At 68.8% G+C, this 17,607-nt stretch carries 12 protein-coding genes; 4 read left to right on the top strand and 8 right to left on the bottom strand.

Annotated elements, in window-relative coordinates; translation table 11 throughout:
* Nucleotides 1-32: 32 nt before the first annotated feature.
* Genes ACP7AI_RS00200 through ACP7AI_RS00180 form a run of 5 tightly spaced genes read right to left on the bottom strand, consistent with a single transcriptional unit; the run spans nucleotide 33 to nucleotide 6,632 of the window.
* Nucleotides 33-860, bottom strand: coding sequence for a phytanoyl-CoA dioxygenase family protein (locus ACP7AI_RS00200; RefSeq protein WP_426162759.1), 828 nt, complete (start codon nucleotides 858-860; stop codon nucleotides 33-35).
* Nucleotides 861-870: 10 nt separating this feature from the next.
* The gene (locus ACP7AI_RS00195) at nucleotides 871-2,490 is read right to left on the bottom strand and encodes an ABC transporter ATP-binding protein (RefSeq protein ID WP_426162757.1); all 1,620 of its coding nucleotides are present in this window, start codon (nucleotides 2,488-2,490) and stop codon (nucleotides 871-873) included.
* Nucleotides 2,468-3,529 carry an ABC transporter permease gene (locus ACP7AI_RS00190; protein ID WP_426162755.1) on the bottom strand — a complete coding sequence of 354 codons (1,062 nt, stop codon included), beginning with the start codon at nucleotides 3,527-3,529 and terminating at the stop codon, nucleotides 2,468-2,470. The genes ACP7AI_RS00195 and ACP7AI_RS00190 overlap by 23 nt, the downstream gene beginning before the upstream one ends.
* On the bottom strand, nucleotides 3,526-4,557 hold the full coding sequence (locus tag ACP7AI_RS00185; RefSeq protein ID WP_426162752.1) for an ABC transporter permease: 1,032 nt from the start codon (nucleotides 4,555-4,557) through the stop codon (nucleotides 3,526-3,528). Before ACP7AI_RS00185 ends, ACP7AI_RS00190 begins: the two co-directional genes overlap by 4 nt.
* Complete coding sequence (locus ACP7AI_RS00180) at nucleotides 4,554-6,632, bottom strand: ABC transporter substrate-binding protein (RefSeq protein WP_426162749.1); 2,079 nt, start codon at nucleotides 6,630-6,632, stop codon at nucleotides 4,554-4,556. Before ACP7AI_RS00180 ends, ACP7AI_RS00185 begins: the two co-directional genes overlap by 4 nt.
* A 192-nt stretch (nucleotides 6,633-6,824) precedes the next feature.
* Between ACP7AI_RS00180 and ACP7AI_RS00175 the strand changes: the two genes are divergently transcribed.
* Nucleotides 6,825-9,578: a TonB-dependent receptor gene (locus ACP7AI_RS00175; protein WP_426162747.1), complete on the top strand. Its 2,754-nt coding sequence runs from the start codon at nucleotides 6,825-6,827 to the stop codon at nucleotides 9,576-9,578.
* A gap of 89 nt (nucleotides 9,579-9,667) precedes the next feature.
* Here the strand turns inward: ACP7AI_RS00175 and ACP7AI_RS00170 are convergent, their stop codons facing one another.
* The 3 genes from ACP7AI_RS00170 to ACP7AI_RS00160 all read right to left on the bottom strand — a co-directional run bounded on the left by ACP7AI_RS00170 (nucleotide 9,668) and on the right by ACP7AI_RS00160 (nucleotide 14,320).
* A complete protein-coding gene (locus tag ACP7AI_RS00170) occupies nucleotides 9,668-10,438 on the bottom strand; it encodes a PEPxxWA-CTERM sorting domain-containing protein (protein ID WP_426162745.1) in 771 nt (256 codons plus the stop codon).
* An 81-nt stretch (nucleotides 10,439-10,519) separates the two neighbouring features.
* Nucleotides 10,520-12,517, bottom strand: a complete 1,998-nt coding sequence (locus ACP7AI_RS00165; protein WP_426162743.1) for a tetratricopeptide repeat protein — start codon at nucleotides 12,515-12,517, stop codon at nucleotides 10,520-10,522.
* 78 nt (nucleotides 12,518-12,595) lie between these two features.
* Complete coding sequence (locus tag ACP7AI_RS00160; RefSeq protein WP_426162741.1) at nucleotides 12,596-14,320, bottom strand: tetratricopeptide repeat-containing protein; 1,725 nt, start codon at nucleotides 14,318-14,320, stop codon at nucleotides 12,596-12,598.
* 160 nt (nucleotides 14,321-14,480) lie between these two features.
* Between ACP7AI_RS00160 and ACP7AI_RS00155 the strand changes: the two genes are divergently transcribed.
* The 3 genes from ACP7AI_RS00155 to ACP7AI_RS00145 all read left to right on the top strand — a co-directional run bounded on the left by ACP7AI_RS00155 (nucleotide 14,481) and on the right by ACP7AI_RS00145 (nucleotide 17,576).
* The gene (locus ACP7AI_RS00155; RefSeq protein WP_426162739.1) at nucleotides 14,481-15,518 is read left to right on the top strand and encodes an SDR family oxidoreductase; all 1,038 of its coding nucleotides are present in this window, start codon (nucleotides 14,481-14,483) and stop codon (nucleotides 15,516-15,518) included.
* Between the two features lie 50 nt (nucleotides 15,519-15,568).
* Nucleotides 15,569-15,958, top strand: a complete 390-nt coding sequence (locus ACP7AI_RS00150; protein ID WP_426162737.1) for a GFA family protein — start codon at nucleotides 15,569-15,571, stop codon at nucleotides 15,956-15,958.
* 76 nt (nucleotides 15,959-16,034) lie between these two features.
* The gene (locus ACP7AI_RS00145) at nucleotides 16,035-17,576 is read left to right on the top strand and encodes a DUF4403 family protein (protein ID WP_426162735.1); all 1,542 of its coding nucleotides are present in this window, start codon (nucleotides 16,035-16,037) and stop codon (nucleotides 17,574-17,576) included.
* Nucleotides 17,577-17,607 lie beyond the last annotated feature (31 nt).

Here is a 17,607-nt window from a genome sequence, read left to right as displayed (position 1 = left end):
GTGAAATGCTCTACGACGGCGATGGTTCAAACTCAAACCGCCGGATATCGGCCGGGCCGGCGCACCGGCACGGGCTCCAGAATGCGCCGGCGCGCCGGGGTCAGCCGGTCGAGCAGCTCGGGCGAATAGCGAAAACCATAGCGCGTCGACCCCCAGCCGGGGCCATAGCGATAGATGACGACGCGGCGGTCGCCGGGGTTGATCCGCCGCGTTGCGCCATGGGCGATGGCGTCGACGAACAGCAGCGCGTCGCCGGCCTTCAGCGTCACCTCGATGGACCCTTCGATGATTTCGTCCTCGGCGTCGCGGCGCTCGTCGAAGGATCGGTTGAAAATGGGGTGGGCGATATTGCTCTTGTGGCTGCCGGGGATGACGCGGGTGCCGCCGTCGCCGGGGTTTATGTCGGTCAGCGCGACCAGGATGTTGACCTGGGCGCAGCGGAAGGCGCCGTTCACAAAGCGGAACTGGTTGCGGACGACACCGTCCTGGCCGCCCGAATGCATCGGGAAAAAGCCGCCGCTGCGCCGGATCGAGGCGAAGCATTCGTCGATGAACAGGCCTTCCGCATAGGTCCCGGCCTCCCCGCAATAGCGGCGGACACGGTCGATCCAGGCGGGATGGTCGATCAGTGCCTCGAACGCCGGCCCGGCCTCGACGATATTGTGCAGTTCGGTGCCCGCCGCGCCGGCATTGTCGAGGCGCTGGACATTGCCCCACCAGTCGCCGCTGTCGAGCGCCGGAAAGCCATCGAAGGCGCGGTTGAGGTCGGCAAGGAGGTCGGGACCGATGGCGCCGGGCAGCACCAGATAGCCGTTGAGGTCGAACAGGAAGTCCTGGGTGTCGAAGGTGTCGGTTTTCATGGCGGCTCCGTCAGGCGGCAAGGTCGAAGGCGGCGCGGATCAGCCGCGCGGCATAGGGGGTTTGCGGGTTGGCGAGGATGTCGGCGGCGGGTCCGGCCTCGACGATGCGGCCGCCCTGCATGACGATGATGCGCTGGCAAAGCGCACGGACGACCTTCAGGTCGTGCGAAATGAACAGATAGGAGAGCCCGCGTTCGCGCTGCAAGCGCTGCAACAGCGCCAGAATCTGCGCCTGCACCGACAGGTCGAGCGCCGAGGTCGGCTCGTCGAGCAGCAGGAATTCGGGTTCGACCGCCAGCGCGCGGGCGATCGACAGGCGCTGGCGCTGGCCGCCGGAGAATTCGTGCGGGAAACGGGACAGGATATCGCCCATTACTTCGTCGCCCAGGCCGGCATCGGACAGCGCCGCGCGCACCCGGACGAGCCGGTCGGCGGCACCGCTGCCGATATTGTTGACGATCAGCCCCTCCTCGACGACCTGGCGGACCGACAGGCGCGGGTTCAACGAGGCGAATGGGTCCTGCAGCACGATCTGCATGCGGCGGCGGAAGGGCAGCATGGCGCGGCGATCGAGGCCATCGAGGCGGGCGCCATCGAAGCTGATGCTGCCTTCCGATGCGATCAGCCGCATCAGCGCGAGGCCAAGGCTGGTCTTTCCCGAGCCGGATTCGCCGACGATACCGACGGCTTCGCCGCGGCGGACGGTAAATTCGGCGCCGGCGACAGCGGGAATGGCCTGCGCCGGGCGGCGGCGCCAGCCGGTGGTGCGGGCGGCGTAGCGGATATCGAGGTCATGGACCGCGACCAAAGTGTCGCCGATGGCGCCGGCGTCGGCAGCGGCAGCGGGTTCGGCGGCGAGCAGCATGCGGGTATAGGCGTGCTGCGGCCGGGCAAAGACCGTCGCCGTGTCGCCGGCCTCCACGATGCGGCCGTTCTGCATGACATGGACGCGGTCGGCGTGGCGGCGGACGACGGTCAGATCATGGCTGATCAGCAGCACCGCCATGTCGTGGCGGCCCTGCAGGTCCTTCAGCAGCGCCAGGATCTGCGCCTGGACGATGACATCGAGTGCCGTCGTCGGCTCATCGGCGATCAGCAGGTCGGGACGATTGGACAGCGCCATGGCGATCATCACGCGCTGGCGCTGGCCGCCCGACAGTTCATGGGGGTATTTGCCGAGCGTGGCGACGGGTTCGGGCAGGCCGACCTCCTCCAATAACGCCACGGCGCGGGTGCGCGCCGCGGCGGCCGTGATGCGCTGATGGGCCCGCATCGCCTCCACCAGCTGCGCGCCGATGCTGTAGAGCGGGTTGAGCGAGCTCATCGGTTCCTGGAAAACCATCGCCATGCGGCGGCCGCGCAGGCGGCGCAGCGCCGGTTCGGGCAGGCCGGCGATGGCATCGCCGCCGAGGTCGATGCGGCTGCCGGGGGTGATGGCGGCACCACGCGGCAGCAGCCCCATGATGGCGCGCGCCGTCAGCGACTTGCCGGAGCCCGATTCCCCGACCAGCGCCACCATCTCGCCGCGCGCGATGCGCAGGGAAACATCGGCGACGACGCTCGTCGCGCCGAAGCCGATGCCGAGCCCGGCGACATCGAGCACGGGGTCAATAGGGGTCGATGGCGTCACGCAGGGCGTCCCCCACGGCGTTGAAGGCGAAGACGGTGACGAAGACAAAGCCCACCGGCGCCAGAATCCACGGGTAGGAACCGATGGCGGCGAAGTTGCCGGCATCCTGCAGCATCAGCCCCCAGGAGATCAGCGGAGGTTTCACGGCGAGGCCGAGGAAGCCGAGGAAGCTTTCGAGCAGCACGATGGCGGGCAAGGTGAGGGTGAAGCTGACCAGCACGTGCGACATCAGATTGGGGGCGATGTGGCGATGGACGATGCGCCAGTCGCTGGCACCGAGCGCGACGGCGGCGCGGACATAGTCCATGCGCGCCAGCACCATGGTCTTGCCGCGGATTTCGCGGGCCAGCCCGGCCCAGCCGAGCAGCGCCATGATGCCGACGAGCAGCAGCAGGAACTGGCCCGAGCCGATGGTGATGGGGATCAGCGCGCCCAGCGCGAGGTAGAGCGGCAGTTGCGGGAAGGCGAGGACGAAGTCGATCAACCGCCCCAGCCAGCGGTCGATGGCGCCGCCGCGATAGCCGGCCGTGGCGCCAAGCAGCAGGCCAGTGAGGGTCGTCAGCGTCACGACGATGGTGGCGAGGCCGAGCGAGATGCGCGCCGCGACCAGGCCACGCGAGAGGATATCGCGGCCGAAGCGGTCGGTGCCGAGGACATGGACGGCGTCGGCGGGGGATGCCGGGCCGATCAGGTGGCGATCGACGGGTATCAGTCCGAGCAGCCACCAGCGCGCGCCGGGGGCGAACAGGCGCAGCGGCACGGGCGGCGCGGCGTCATAGGTCAGGATCGGTTGCAGGGTGACAGGGTCGATACGGCCGGATTCGTGCGGGTTGTAGGCAACAAGGCCGCCATCGAAGGCAATCCGGCTGGGCGGCTGGAAGGGTTCATAGCGGCTGTCGGGGTCGTGGGGCGCGAGAAAGCCGCCGAAGATGACCGTGACCAGCAGCAGCACCAGCATGGCGAGCCCGGCGAGGCCCAGCCACGAGCGGCGAAAGCGCTGCCAGACGAGGCGCGGATAGCTCTGCGGCGCCGTGCTCACGCGTCGTTCCCGAGGCGCAGGCGCGGATCGAGCAGCACCAGCGCCAGGTCGGCGAGGATATTGCCGACGATCAGCGTCGTCGCCAGCACCAGCATGAAGGTCGCGGCGACATAGATATCGCCCACCGCCATGGCGCCGACGATGGCCGGGCCGACGGTGGCGAGGCCGAAGACGATGGCGACCTCGATCTCGCCGGTCATCATATAGGGCAATGCGGTGCCCTGATAGGCGATGATCGGGTGGATGGCGTTGGGCACGGCATGGCGCAGCATGACGGTGCGGGGCGACAGGCCCTTGGCCCGCGCGGTCTCGACGTACTGCGCGCCGAGCACATCGAGCAGATTGCCGCGCATGACGCGGACATTATAGGCCAGCCCACCCCAGGTCGCGATCAGGATCACCGGCCAGACATGGGCCAGAAGATCCCGGAATCGCGCCAGATTCCACGGCGCGCCGGCGAATTGGGCGGACTGGAAGCTGCCGATTCCGGTGATTCCGGCGTGAAAAATCAGCACATAGAGCATCACCAGCGCGAGCAAGAAGCGCGGAGTCGTCATGCCCATGAAGGCAATTATGTTGATCGCGCGATCAACCCAGGTTCCCGCCCGGGATGCCGCCAGTACCCCCAGACCGATACCGATCGCCGACGCCAGCAGGTGGCAGACCAACGCCAGCGCGATCGTCGCGGGCAGCCGCTCGGCGACGATGGCGGCAACAGGGCGGTTGCTCGCCATCGACATGCCGAAATCGAAGCGGGTGACGATGCCCCAGAGCCAGCGGGCGTACTGCACGAGCAGCGGATCATTAAGGCCGTTCTGCGCGCGGTACAGCGCCGCCTGGGCATCGGCCTCCGCCGCCGAGGCGCCGCCCTGGTTGACGAGCATGGTGCGCAGGCCATCGGCATAGTCGCCGGGCGGTGCCTTGATGATGAGGAAGGTGACGAGGCTGAGCGCCAGCAGCGTCGGCAGCGCCGCCAGCACGCGGCGGCCAAGGAAGGCGAGGACGGGCCCGGTGAACAATCGGCTCATGATCGACAATCGAAGCAGCCGGGCAGCGTGCGCGGGCGCAGCTCGGCACCGCCCTGCCGGGCCCGCGGCACGAACAATCGCTCGCGCATGATCGCATCCTCGGCCCAGTTGAACATGAAGATCGGCGTCGCCGGTGGCACATTGGCGATGCGGCGGTTGACGATCAGCGCGCCCGGAAAGCGCACCAGCCCGATGCTGTTGGCGTTGGCGGTGGACAGCCGCTGGTAGCGCGCCATGGCGGCGCGGCGGACGGCGGGGTCGCGGCTGTCCTGGAACGCCGCGACCGCCGCGACCATGTCCCGCTCATAGGGCAGCAGGTCGAGCCGGCCGCCGGGGCCGGCGCGGTGGAAGGCATGGGTGTACGGCCCCATCGGCGCCAGCGCATCCGACCCCTGCACGACGGTGATCAGCTCGGTGGTGTTGTTGCGCGACAGCAGCCAGTCGAACTGGCCACTGGCACCGGCGGCGTCGCGCTGGGTGCCGCCGACGAAGCGCAGGATGATCCGCAGCCCGATCTCGCGGGCAAAGATCTGCACGCCTTCGGCCAGGCTGCGATCGGTGGCAGTATCGGGGCTGGCGGTCAGCACGATCTCGATATCGGGGCCGCCACCGGGAAAATTGCGCATCCCGCTGCCGTCGCTGTCGATGATGCCGGCGTCATCGAGCAGCGCCCGCGCCCGGGCGGCGTCATGGCCCCATTGGACGGTGGCGGCAGCGTCGTAGAAGGGCGTATCGGGCAGGATGCCGCCGGCATAGGGCAGCACGAACGGCCCCTTCACCAGCGTCGTCGCCAGCGCCTGGCGATCCATGGCGAGGCTGACAGCCTGGCGAAAGGCGAGGGTGCGGTTGAGCCGCCGCACCTGCTGGCCGCGGGCATCGGGTTCGCCCCAGCCGTTGCCCGACAGGTTCATTAGCACCGCATAGGCGGCGCCGCGTGGCCCGAAGGCGATGCGGAACGGCGCGCCGGGTTTCGCCGCCTGGCGCAGCACCTCGACATAATTGCCCGGCACCTCGACATTGGCGAGATCCGACGTGCCGGCGATGACCTGGATGTCGCGGTCGTTCCAGCCGAGCAGGCGGTACTGCAGTTCGTCGAAATAGGGCAGTTGCTGCCCGGCGGCGTCGACCTTCCAGTAATAGGGATTGCGGCGGAAGATGATTATGTCGTCGGGGCGATATTCGGTGGCGACCCAAGCGCCCATGACCGGAAAATTGACCCGCGCCGCCGGAAAGGCGTTGCGATAATCGGCATAGCTGTTGCGCGGGTTGTGGCGCGGATGCTGCGGCCGCAGCACATGCGCCGGGCCGGGGCAGAACTTGCCATAGGCCATCTGGTAGAGGACATCCTCCGGGAACGCCTGCCTGAACGTCCAGCGGATCGTGTACGGCCCCAGCGCCTCGAGCGTCGTGCCGGCGCCGAAGCTGTCGGGCCCCGCCCCGCCCAGCGGCGACACCTGCGGATCGAGGACATTGTCGGTCCAGAAGAACATCACGTCGTCGCTGGTGAACGGGTGCCCGTCGGACCAGCGCGCGCCTTCGACCAGGTCCATGGTCAGCTGGTGGCCGTCGGGCGACCAGGTCCAGCGGCGGGCGAGGTTGGGCAGCGGCTGCAGCGCGTCGCTGCGCACCAGGAACAGCGGCCCGGTGCGGGTCAGGCATTCCAGCGTGCCGATGTCGACGCCGCCCCAGCCCTGCGACTGGCCGGCGCTGGTGTTCCAGCCTTCGGGGCGCCCGCCGGTGACCTGGCGCAGCGCATCGCCATGAACGCCGATGCCGTCGGGCATGGCGCCGGCGGCGACGACCAGAGGCTGCTTCGGCAAGCGGTCGCGAAGCGGCGGCAGGCGACCCTTGGCGACGAAATCTTGGCTCACCCAGGCCGGTTCGGAATAGGCCGGCAGGCTGCGGAAACCGACGAGATCGGCGGGCTTCAGCCGGGGCCGGACGCCGCCACCAGGGGCCAGCGCCGCGGTCGCCTGGGGGTCGGCGACGCCGGCGGACGGTGCCGGCGCCGAACAGCCGGCGAGCAGCAGCAGCACGGCAATGCCGGCCTCCACGCTCCAGCACCGCCGCTCCATCCCGACCCCTTCAGCACTTGGTAATCCGGTTCTGTCAGACAGGATGCCTGCGCAATCACCCCGTCGCCGCCGCTGGTTTGACTTTAGCAGATTGATATTATAATTCGCAAATCGATGGTGATCGGGATCAACCCGGCACCCGCAGGCGCGGCGCCGGTCCCCCCGACCCGCCGCAAACGGGGAGGAATTTCCATGGCACAGTGCATGGCACGGCTGACGGCGTCGACGATCCTGGCAGGCCCGGCTCTGGTCGCCCTGGCGCTGGCCTTCCCCGCGACAGTCGCCGCGCAGACGACGGCCACCCCCGCTGCCGCGCCGGCCGAAGAGGAAATCATCGTCACCGGCCTGCGCGCCGGCCTCGCCCGCTCGATCGACACCAAGCGCAACAGTGACCTGATCGTCGATTCCATCTCGTCGGAAGATCTCGGCAAGTTCCCCGACACCAACGTCGCGGAATCGCTGCAGCGCATCACCGGCGTGTCGGTCGACCGTTCCGGCGGCGAAGGCCAGTTCATCACCGTCCGCGGCTTCGGCCCGCAATTCAACACCGTGCTCGTCAACGGTCGCTCGATCGCCACCGAAAACGCCGGCCGCGCCTTCAGCTTCGACCTGCTGGCGTCCGAGCTCATCGCCGGCGCCGATGTCTTCAAGAGCAGCAACGCCCGGCTGCAGGACGGCGGCATCGGCGCGACGATCAATGTCAAGACGGCGCGGCCGTTCGACTACAACGGCCAGAAGATCATCGTGTCGGGCCAGGCCAATTACGAGCGCCTGTCGGACAAGTTCGCCGGCGACGGTTTCGCGCTCTACAGCAACACCTTCGGCGACGACCGCATCGGCGTGCTCGCGTCGGTCAGCTACCAGCGGCGCAAGGCGCTGGTGAACACCATCGCCACCAACGGCTATTTCCGCGCCGACCTGCCGCTGGCCGGGCTGACCGGCGTCAACTTCCCGCAGAATTACGACCAGATTTCGGACGCGCAGGACCGTGAGCGCATCGGCATCAACGGCACCGTGCAGTTCCGCGCGTCCGACGAGCTGCTGCTGACCGTCGACGGCCTGTGGAACAAGTTCACCGTCGATTCCCAGGGCAACAGCGTCGGCCATTTCTTCTCGCCGGGTTCCGCGACCACCGCGACGATCGACAGCAACCGCACGGTCACCAATTTCTCGCAGAATGCCGACGGCCACACCGATTACATCAACCGCACCTTCAACCGGCCGACCAAGCTGCTGGCGTTCGGCGCCAACCTCAAATGGACGCCGACCGACCTGATCGAAGTGGCTTTCGACAGCAGCTATTCCAAGGCGACGTCGAACAACGGCGGCAACGAGATCTTTGCCGTCATCGGTTTCAACAATGCCGTCAATTTCGACAACACGGGCACCGGCCTGCCCAGCCTGACGGCGGCCAACGGCTTTACCAACACCGGCGTCGGCCGCGCGCATTTCGCCACGCGTGAAGGCTTCGACCGCAGCGAGGAAAATTACGAGAACCGTATCGACGCGACGCTGAAGACCGATGGCGGCTTCGTCAAGGCGCTGCGCTTCGGCGGCTATTTCCAGGATCGCACCAAGAAGAATACGCTGGTCCGCACCGAATCGAACGTCGGCTGCGCCTATTGCGGCTATGCCATCCCGGTCGCGCCGGGGCTGCTGCAGCCGTTCGCGCCGAACAATTTCTTCAACGGCACGGCAGGTAATTTCCCGCGCCAGTGGCTGCAGTTCAACGCCGAGGATTATTTCACCTTCCTCGAATCGACCGCCGCCGCCAACGCCCAGGATGCCGCCGTCGGCCGCCCGGTCGGCACCCTGGCCGGCTTCCTCGCCGCCAACAACGGCTATGCGGCGATCGTCTATCCCGACAGCTTCACCGTCAAGGAACGCGTCATCGGCGGCTATGCCCAGGTCGATTTCGGGTCGGAAATCGCCGGCCTGCCGATCAGCGGCAACCTTGGCGTGCGCTATACCCACACCCGCGTCCGCTCGCGCGGTTCGCAGCAGCAGCTGCTCGACCTGCGCGTCGTGCCGGGCGACACCACGTCGTACACCGGCGTTTTCGCACCGACCGCGGTGCCCGTCGAACAGACGACGACCTACAATAATTTCCTGCCCAGCCTCAACGTGAAGGTCGATTTCACCGACAGTTTCATCGGTCGCTTCGCCGCGTCGCAGACGGTGACGCGCCCCGATCTCAGCCTGCTGGCGCCGCGGGTCAGCTATACCAACCTGCGCCCGGGCAATCTGCAGGCGGCCGGCGGCAATCCCGACCTGACGCCGTACAAATCGACCAATTTCGACCTGACCGGCGAATGGTACTACCAGCCCGGCGGCTATCTGACGGTCAGCGGTTTCTACAAGCGCGTCGACGATTTCGTCGGCAGCTCGGTCGCCGTCGAGAATTTCCCGGTCGCCAATGCCGACAATATCTTCCCCGGCGGCCAGGCGCCGTTCAACGTCCAGCGACCGCGCAACCTCGGCACCATCGATGTCTATGGCGTCGAGATCGGCTTCCAGCACAATCTGACCTGGCTGCCGGCGCCGTTCGACGGGCTCGGCGTCACCGCCAACGCGACTTTTGTCGGCAGCAACAACCCGACGACGGCAACCGGCACGACGCTGGCGCTGGAAGGGCTCGGCAACAGCCAGAACGCCGTGCTCTTCTATGAAAAGGGTCCGGTGCAGGCGCGCATCGCCTACAACCACCGCGACGAGTTCGTGCAGACGCTGGCCAACGGCACCGGCGGCCGGCCGATCTATTTCGAGGATTACGGCCAGCTCGACATCTCGGCGGCGTTCGCGGTGACCAGCTATGCCACGCTGTTCGTCGAAGGCGTCAATGTCACCAATGCCAAGACGAAGACGCGCGGCGAATTTGCCAACCAGTTCCTGTCGATCGTCGATACCGGCGCGCGCTATGCCGTGGGCGCGCGCTTCAACTTCTAGCGGGTCCTCCCCCGCTGGCCGGGCGTTGCCTCGCGGCGACGCCCGGTACGTCACGTCCGCGGCACGCCGCCGGGCAGGGTCGGGAAGGTCTATGCCCGGGCAGGAACGCCGATCGCCGCCCGACGTCGCACGGCGGCGCCGACGAGGCCGAAGCCGATGACCAGCAGCGCCCAGGACGCCGGCTCGGGGACGTTGGACGCAAAGGTGATGCCGGTGATCTCCGCCGGGATCAGGAACGGCTGGTTCAACGCCACCGACGTGAAGACACCGTCGATGACGAAACCGGGCGCTTCCTCGCGGCCGCCGCCGGTGAACAGGCCGGTGAAACCCGTGCGGCCCGGCGTCAGCGTCAGCGACTGCGGGTTCGATTCGGGACACGTGCTGGGCGAGGTCGGCCGCACGCAGGTGAACCATTCGACCCGGATGACGCCGAACGGGCCGACCGCGACGCGCGAGCTCTGGAGAAAGACGTTGTCGAAGTCGAGCTCGACATTCTGCCCGGCACTGACGAGGTCGATGCCATAGCTGGCCGGAGCCGGCGTGCCGCCTGCGAAGATCGTATCCTGGAAGCTGGGCTCACCTTCGGGACCCGAGAAGAAATCAACCGCGCGTCCAAAGGTCAGCAGCCCGTTGCCATGGGTGATGACATTGGTAAACGCATCCGCCGATCCGATCTTGACGGTATAGCCCAGCGCGGTGCCGCCGCCGCAATCATCGCCATTGATGTCGCAATAGCCGCCGAGTGAATAGCGCACCTGGCTGCCGTCGGGATTCTCGTCGACGGCGGTGCGGCGCGCCGCGGCCGGCGTGGCGGCGATCGTCGCCGCCAGCAGGCAGGCGGATACCAGACGAGTGCGCATGACGCTTCCTTGGTTCGACGAGACGAGGCATTTTTGGATAGGCGTAATCACCAAATTGTTAAATGTTTTTCTGACGACGCTTCAAGCGACCGGGCCGACGCCGCCGCGCGCGTCTTGCAGTCGCTGTTCGGCCAGTGCGCCGAACAGGGTGGATCGCGGCCAACGCGCGCGAATGGCGGCCATGCTTTCGGCGATGGCGGCCCTGCCCTCCGCTCCGCGACCCGCGGCGACCAGGCATTTGCCGCGCGTGTTCAGCACCCAGGCCTGCCGCCACGGGTCGTCGGGATAGTCCGCGCGCATGATCGGCGCGGCGCGGTCGAGCAGCGCCAGGCCCCTTGCCGGCGTCCCCCGGTCGCAGGCCAGGTCGGCAAGTTCCGCGAGGATCGGCGCGCGGTTGCGGTGCTTGTGAGCATCGGCCGCCAGCAGGGCCGCCTGCAATGTCGCCGTCGCCGCCGCGGCCTGCCCCAGCCCGCGTTCGGCGAGACCCAGATTGCCGAGGACGAACGCCAGGTCGTCGTGCGTCGCGCTGCGCTGCCGCAGGCTGATGTCGCGGGCGCGCACCAGCAGCTTGTAGGCTTCGGCAAAGCCGCGGCGTTCGAGCATGACCCGGGCGACGTTGTTGATCGAGATGGCGACATCGGGATGATCGGGCCCGAGCACCAGCTCGTCGGATTTCAGCGCCCGGGTCCACAGCGCCTCGGCGGCGGCGGAATCGCGCTGCAGATAGGCGATGGAGCCGAGCTCGTTATAGTCTTCGGAAACGCGCGGATGGGCGAGGCCCTGCAGCGGGATGCGGATGGCCAGCGCACGCTCGAACAGCGCCTTGGCATCGCCGAGCCGATCTTCCGCCAGCGCGTTCAGCCCCAGCGCCTCGAGATCGCGGGCGACGGCCGGATGGCGGTCGCCGAAGCCGGCCCGATCGACCGCCAGCGCGCGGCGGATGTCGGCCTCCGCACCCCTGGTGTCGTCGACGGCCGATCGTGCCTCCCCCCGCCCGACGAGGATCGGGGCGATCAGCGCCGGGTTACCGCGCCGGCTGTCGCTGGCGAGCGCGAGTGCGCGCGTGAAGGTTTTGGCCGCGGTGGCATATTCGCCCTGCCGGGTTTCGGAATCGCCGAGCGCCAGCAGTTGCCGCGCCGCGACGCCCGGGTCATCGACCTTCAACCGCAGCGAATCGCGGATGATCGCATCGCCTTTCCTCAGCGAACCGAGGCCGAGATAGACCTTGCTGAGGGTCGTCATCAGCTCGGCCTTGACGCTGGGTTCGTTGCCGAGCGAGCCGGCGATCCGCGCCGCGCCCTTTTCGAGGATGGCGAGCGCGCTGACCTGCGCGCCCTTGGCTTCCGACGGGTCCGACACCTCGAACAGCGACTGGACGAACTCGACGGTGCGTTCGGCGGTGATCGTCTTTTGCCGGGCGATGTCGCGCTGCAGGACGGCTTCGTTGCGGGCGAGGACGGCGCTCACCGCCAACCCGGCCATGACGACGAAGCCGATCGCCGAGGCGCCGGCGACGATGGCCAGCTGGCGCTGCCGGCGGCTGGCCTCGCGCTGCCGCAATTCGTCATAGCCGACCCCCATGATGCCGGCGAGCAGCTTCAGCCGGGCCGCGGCGCGGCCGTCCTTGCCGGGCCGGATGTCGGAGGCGAGCGGTTCGGCGCCACCATCCTCGAACAGCGCCGGCGGCAGGCATTCGAGCGCCGGATCGGCGCCCGGCAGGGTCGACGCATTGGGCTCGCCGCCGATGATCAGGCACTGGATGCGGTCGCGGCGGCCCAGGGCGACAAAGGCGCGGATTTCCTCGTTGACCCATTTCGACCGGGCGCCGTCGGGTGAACAGACGACGATCAGCGATGCCGAATCAACGAGCGCGGCGCGGACGGATTCGGCGAGGTTGGACGAGGCGGCGAGCTCGGCACGGTCCTGGAACACCGGCGGCAGCCGGTTGCCGAGCACGCCGACGGCGCTCGGCCGGCCCTGCAGACGCTTCGGTACCCGATAGCTTTCGAGCGCCTTCAGCAGCCAGGACGCTGCCTTGCGGTCCCGGTGGTTGTAGCTGATGAAGGCGGCGTAGCGCATCGGGCGGTCAGGCTGACGGATTTGCGCAGCGGCTGGGTACGGTCAATGTCGCGGCTCTCCTGGTCGTCATGTGCCGGGTCATCGCGACAGGCGGTAAAGCGCCATCGTGCCATAGCCCTTCGCCAGCGTCACCCTGCCGGCATATTCGAGGCGGAACGGTGCATCCCGCTCCAGCGCCAGCATCGCGGCAAAGGGCTGGGTGACATAGACCTGGCCGATCGGCGTCACCGGTTCGATCCGCGCCGCGCGGGTGACTTCGGTGCCGATATAGCCCGGCAGGCCGGTGATCGGGTCGATCATCCGGTAGACGGGGCCATAGTGCAGCGCCACCCGCATGCCGCCGGCATCGGCCGGCGCCGGGATGGCGGCGACGATGTCGATCGCCACGCGCGCCGCCACCTGCAGGTCGTCGACGACGGCAAAGACCGCATCGCCCCAGCTGTTGCGGAAATCGATGGCGGTGCCGGCGCTGGCCAGCACGCCGGCGACGGCGCCCATGACATCGGCCCAGAACGGCGGCAGGTCGTGCTCGCCGATACGCGAAAAGCCGGCATAGTCGGTGAACAATATGGCGCGCTGGCAGCGCGTCGCCGTCGTCGCCGGCGCGACCCGGCGGCCGGCGGCGACGGGCGGCCGAACGATGGCGCCCGGGTCGATGATGCGCGCCGCATGGCCGAGGCTGCGCCAGTGATCGACATAGGCGCCGGTGCCGCCGACCCCGCGCGCCGCGGCGCCGTCCCAGACCGTCACCAGTTCGGCGGCGGTCTGCAGGTGCGAGGCGCGCAGCACCGCCAGGCCCATGGCGAGGCTGTTGCCGTGCTGGAACTGCGCCGGGTCGCCGATATAGGCCGCCTCGCTGGCGAAGGTGACATCCCTTGCGGCTGACAGCACCGCCTCGAAGCGCGGCAGCCAGCCCGCGCCGCCCGGCAGCACCGATTCGGCGATGAAATCCCCGGTACTGAAAGGCAGCACGACGTGGAGATCGGCGCCGCGCCGCAACACGCCTTCCGCGAACAATATGTCGGCGCCGCACGCCAGCGCGCCATAGGCGATCGCAGTCCCCGATGCTGCGAGCGCCGCATCGATGCGTGCCGCTATGGCCGCCTCGATGGCGGGATCCTCGACGAACAGATGGCCCGAATAGAACAGGATCGGCGGCGGCCGCAGCAGGCTGCACAACCGCTCGGCAAGCGCGGCGGAGACGGCGGCCTGCCGGCCGAGCCAGAGCAGCTGGCGCACGGTGGAACCGCGGGGCCCGAGCCCGGCATCGGGCAGCGCGCAGGCGCGTGTCGCCGCGGCGATCGCCGGTTCGGCATCGCCGAGCAGCAGCCACGCCTCCGCCGCGCTGGCAGCGGCGAAATAGGATGTCGGCGCCGCCACCTCGGGATCGGCGAGCACCCGCCGCGCCAGGTCGTGGCCGCGCGCGACATCGCCGGCGAGGCACGACAGGCTCGCGGCGTTGATGAGGCTGTAATAGCCGCCGAACCTGGTGTTCGCATCCTGATACGCCGCGCTCGCCGCCGCCAGCAGCGCGGCCCGCGCCGGGCCGGTGGCGGCGATGGCGCGGTCCTTCAGGATGCGCGCCCGCAGCGACAGCACATCCTCGCTCGCCTCCGAGGCCAGGTCATGGTGCAGGAACAGCGCATGGGCGCGATCGGTGTCCCCCATGCGGGCCAGCGTCAGCACCAGCAGATAGTGCAGCTCGCGGCTCGCCTGCCCCGCCGCGATGCCGGCGACGGCGGCATCATAGGCGCCGAGCAGATCGCCGGCCCTGATCGCATCGCGGGTCTGCTCGAGCGGCATTGCTGGGTCCCCCGGCCGTTCCTGCAAGCCGTATGCCCGCGCGCCGCCGCTGCCGTAGCCGCATATGATTGCGAGCGCGATACCCAGGCGCGCGGCAGGGTCGCGCCCGCATCGAAACCTGCCCCCGGGCGTTCTTCCGCCAACCAGGGAGCCTTTGCCGATGCCGATCATTCTGAAACCCGTTGCCGCGCAGCGCATCGTCATCACCGGCGCCAGCAGTGGCATCGGGCTTGCCATCGCCGAGGCGGCGGCAGCGACCGGCGCGCGCCTGATGCTGTCGGCGCGCAACGAGCCTGCGCTGCGCGAAATCGCCGACCGGCTGGCGCTCGACGGCGCCGACGTCGCCATCCTGGCCGCCGACATGGCCGACGAGGACGCCGCCGAACGCATCGCCACCGCCGCGACCGACCGCTTCGGCGGCTTCGATACCTGGGTGAACAACGCCGCGGCGGGCATTTTCGGGACGGTCAGCGAAACACCGATCGCCGACCAGCGCCGGGTCTTCGACGTCGGCTATTGGGGCACGGTGGCGGGATCGCTGGCGGCGGCACGGCGGCTGCGCCAGACCGGCGGCGCCATCATCAACATCGGCAGCGTGCTCGGCGACCGCACGATGATCCAGCAGGGATCCTATTCGGCGATGAAGCACGCGGTGAAGGGCTTTACCGACGCCCTGCGCGTCGAACTGCTGGAGGCCGACGCCCCCGTCGCGGTGACGCTGATCAAGCCGTCGGCGATGCACACGCCGTTCCCGCAGCACGCCCGCAACTTCATGGACGCGCCGGCCCGGCTGCCGCCGGTGCTCTACGATCCGCGGCTGGTGGCGCGCGCCGTGCTGTTCGCCGCCGCGCATCCGCGCCGCGCGATCACCGTCGGATCGTTCGGGGAGGGTGCGACCTGGGGCGACATGCTGGCGCCGGGCCTGCTCGACCGCGCCATGGCAAGCTTTGGCACCGAGGTTCAGCAGACCGGTCAGGCGCCGCCGGCCGAAACCGCCGACAATCTGTGGGAAAGCCGCAGCGACGGCAGCGTCGAAAGCAACCAGCCGCAGTCCGTCCGCCGCACCAGCCTGTGGCTGGAGGCGCAGCTGCGCCCCGTCGCCGCCACCCTGATCGCCGCCGGCCTGGTGGCGCTGCCGCTGGCAATTGCCCAGGCGCGGCAGCGCCAACCGCGTTTGCGCCAGCGCCCGCGGCGCTAGCAACAAAGGCCGGGGCTTGCGCGCGGCGCGGCTCCGGCGCCAGATAGGGCATGGCGACCCTCGCGCTCCACACCGCCGAAGGCGGCTGCCACTGCGGCGCCGTTCGCTTTCGCGTGACCTTTGCCGACCCGCCGCAATTGCTCGACTGTGACTGCTCGATCTGCGCCAAGACCGGTTACCTGCATCTCATCGTACCGGCCGACGGCTTCACGCTCCTCTGCGGCGGCGACGCGCTCACCGAATATCGCTTCGGCACCGGCACCGCCCGCCACCTGTTCTGCCGGCATTGCGGCATCAAAAGCTTTTACGTCCCCCGTTCGCATCCGGGCGGCTACAGCATCAACTGGCGGGCCCTCGACGACGTCGGCGGCATCGTGCCGGTGATCACGCCCTATGCCGGTCGCGACGGCTGGGAACAGGCGCGCGCCGACCTGGGCTAGCTGCAGGGCTGCGGTTGACCGCGTTGTGCCGATAGCCAATTGTAACGCGCCGGCAATGGCAAGGACATGAGGACGCATGGCGAGAGGCTTCAGCTGGGCGTGCCTGCTGTTGATGGCGGCATCGCTCGCGGCGTGCAGCGAGCGGACGTCCAACCCGGCGCCGCCGCGGCTGACCAGCGTATCGCCGATCCAGCCCCAATCCTCCACCATCGTCGTGCCGATCAGCGCGCGGGTCGCCGACCTGGAGGCGCGGCTGAACGCCGAGGTGCCGCAGACGCTGGTCGAGATCGACAAGCAGACCGAATGCGTCAAGGCGGCCCGCGTCACTGCCTGCGTCGTGCCCAAGTTGAAGTGCAAGGGCCTGAAATGCGAGAAGACCGGCTGCGAGGTCGGGCTCGACAAGGCCAGGATCACGCCCGACATCAGCTGCCGCATCGTCGGCCGGGTCACCCGCGGCCCGATCCGCCTGTCGGGCAGCGGCGATGTCATCCGGCTGGTCATGCCGGTGTCGGCGACGGTCGCCGCCAGGGACGTCGGCCATGTCATCAAGTCCGAAACCGCCACCGCCGCCGCGGAGGTCCGCGCCAGCATCCGGCTCGGCATGACCGGCAACTGGCAGCCGACCGCCAAGGTCGACATCGATTACGACTGGACCGAAAAGCCCGGCATCTCGCTGCTCGGCGCGCGCATCACCTTCGCCGGCCGCGCCGATCCGGAGGTCGCCAGGATCATCGCCAGGCTGCAGGCGCGTATCCCGACCGAACTCGAACGGCTGCACCCGCGCGACCGCATCGAGACGGCGTGGAAAAAGGGCTTCACCGCGGTAATGCTCAACCGCACCAACCCGCCGGTGTGGCTGCGCATCGCGCCGCAGCAGCTGCGCTATGACGGCTATCACCTCGCCGATGGCGAACTGATGCTGAAGCTGGCGGTGCTCGCCAACACCGAGACGTTCATCGGCAAGCGGCCGCCCGACCCGCCGGCGACGCCGCTGCCGCCGCCCTCCCGCATCGCCGTCGACAACGGCTTTCGCGTCCATATCCCCGTCGTCGCCGAATACGACCAGCTCGAACCGGTGCTCGCCCGCGCGCTGAAGAAGCTGGCGCGGCAACCGATCGAGCTGCCCGGCATCGGCGCCGTCACCGTCGAATTCGGGCGCGTCCGCATCTATGCGACCACCGTCGGCCGGCTGGCGATCGGCGTCGACATGAAGGTCACCGGTCCCGGCGGGCTGGTGCAGGCGCGCGGCACCGTCTGGGCGACCGGCATCCCCTATAACGAGCCGGGATCGCAGCGCGTGCTGGTCCGCGACCTGCGCATCGATGGCCGCGGCGACGATGCCGCCTTCGACGTGCTGCTCGCGGTCATGCAGGCCCCTCCTGTACAGGCGGAACTGCGCGGCGGCCTGTCGCAGAATTTTGCCCGCGACTATGCCAAGCTGCTCGTCAAGATCGACCGCGCGCTGACCGAAAAGCGGCTGGGCGATTTCGTGCTCAGCGCCGATATCACCGGCGTGCGCAACGGCGTCGTGACGCCGTTTGGCCAGGGGTTGTTCATGCCGGTGGATGCGGAAGGGGCAGGCTCGCTGCGCTATGCCCCGACGCAGGCGCCGAAATGATGTCACCATCTATCTCAGGAGCATTGTCACA

Origin of the sequence: Sandarakinorhabdus sp. DWP1-3-1 (genome assembly GCF_049896705.1) — a bacterium.
In the GTDB taxonomy this organism is placed as follows: Bacteria; Pseudomonadota; Alphaproteobacteria; order Sphingomonadales; family Sphingomonadaceae; genus Sandarakinorhabdus.
This window is presented reverse-complemented; position numbering and strand designations above follow the sequence as displayed.

Coding starts and splice junctions, on each gene's coding strand:
- ACP7AI_RS00200 (WP_426162759.1), bottom strand. CDS start 860: ATGAAAACCGACACCTTCGACACCCAGGACTTCCTGTTCGACCTCAAC.
- ACP7AI_RS00185 (WP_426162752.1), bottom strand. CDS start 4,557: ATGAGCCGATTGTTCACCGGGCCCGTCCTCGCCTTCCTTGGCCGCCGC.
- ACP7AI_RS00180 (WP_426162749.1), bottom strand. CDS start 6,632: ATGGAGCGGCGGTGCTGGAGCGTGGAGGCCGGCATTGCCGTGCTGCTG.
- ACP7AI_RS00175 (WP_426162747.1), top strand. CDS start 6,825: ATGGCACAGTGCATGGCACGGCTGACGGCGTCGACGATCCTGGCAGGC.
- ACP7AI_RS00170 (WP_426162745.1), bottom strand. CDS start 10,438: ATGCGCACTCGTCTGGTATCCGCCTGCCTGCTGGCGGCGACGATCGCC.
- ACP7AI_RS00165 (WP_426162743.1), bottom strand. CDS start 12,517: ATGCGCTACGCCGCCTTCATCAGCTACAACCACCGGGACCGCAAGGCA.
- ACP7AI_RS00160 (WP_426162741.1), bottom strand. CDS start 14,320: ATGCCGCTCGAGCAGACCCGCGATGCGATCAGGGCCGGCGATCTGCTC.
- ACP7AI_RS00155 (WP_426162739.1), top strand. CDS start 14,481: ATGCCGATCATTCTGAAACCCGTTGCCGCGCAGCGCATCGTCATCACC.
- ACP7AI_RS00150 (WP_426162737.1), top strand. CDS start 15,569: ATGGCGACCCTCGCGCTCCACACCGCCGAAGGCGGCTGCCACTGCGGC.
- ACP7AI_RS00145 (WP_426162735.1), top strand. CDS start 16,035: ATGGCGAGAGGCTTCAGCTGGGCGTGCCTGCTGTTGATGGCGGCATCG.